This window comes from Bacillus sp. P4_D3 (genome assembly GCF_056401855.1).
Genome location: NZ_JBFUIN010001041.1, coordinates 1 through 909 on the forward strand (window position 1 = coordinate 1; position 909 = coordinate 909).

Consider the following 909-nt stretch of genomic DNA (forward strand, 5'->3'; position numbering starts at 1 on the left):
GCTTTTTACATCCCCTTGTTTCGTTATTTCTTTTCCTCTTTCTAAAATTAAAGAAAGTGGATGTTTTTGAAATAACAACTTTGAACGATTCCCTCTCCCTCGGCCTGGAAACCACATAATCCAATTTAATTCTTCTAATTTTTTTATGATTAATTTACTATTTCGCTCTGTACAAAATAAAGTTTCAGATATATTTTGTATTGTTATTTCTAATCTTTCGTCCTCTGCTCTCCCTTTTCCATACTGGAGCCAAAGGTGCATATATTGCTCCAAAATAGTCATAAAACGCCCCCTAAAAGATGAAAAATCTTCCTCTTTCATTCTACCCTTTTTCATTTCTAGCTTCCATCTTATCATTTCAATATAGAAAGGAGGAAATAAAAATGAAGTATCTTTTAAAACGTTATAATAAGCCTATTCTCATTCGATTGTTCGGTGAATTGTTAGTCCGAACGACTGAAGCGATGTTAGCTATCATTTTTATTGTTCATGTTAATAAAGCTTTAAATGGTAATGTCATAGTTACAATGCTTCTTTTCGGATTACAGCCTCTCGCTGATATTGTGTTTACATTAATCGCTGGGGGTGTAACAGATAAATACGGCCGAAAGAAAATAATGTTACTCGGATTAGTTTTACAAGCTTTCGCCGTTAGCGGGTTCGTTCTTGCTGAATCAGTCGCCTTTTTCGCCTTATTGTATGTCGTAAATGGTATTGGCCGCTCTTTATATATTCCGGCACAGCGCGCTCAAATCGCTGACTTAACGAAGGAAGAACAACAGGCCGAAATATTTGCGGTTCTGCAAACAATGGGAGCAATTGGCTCTGTAATCGGCCCATTAATCGGCGCCTTTTTCTATAATAGTCATCCTGAATATTTATTTATTTTACAAGGTGTAGCCCTTACGC

The 909-nt window shown here is 36.2% G+C and carries 2 protein-coding genes; one reads left to right on the forward strand and one right to left on the reverse strand.

Annotated features, from left to right (window positions below; genetic code table 11):
- On the reverse strand, positions 1-321 hold a 321-nt coding region (locus tag AC1DTM_RS29010; RefSeq protein ID WP_477001547.1), incomplete at its 3' end, for an SgrR family transcriptional regulator.
- Between the two features lie 62 nt (positions 322-383).
- Here AC1DTM_RS29010 and AC1DTM_RS29015 point away from each other — a divergent pair.
- Positions 384-909: MFS transporter (locus AC1DTM_RS29015; RefSeq protein WP_477001546.1), on the forward strand; the 526-nt coding region annotated here is incomplete at its 3' end.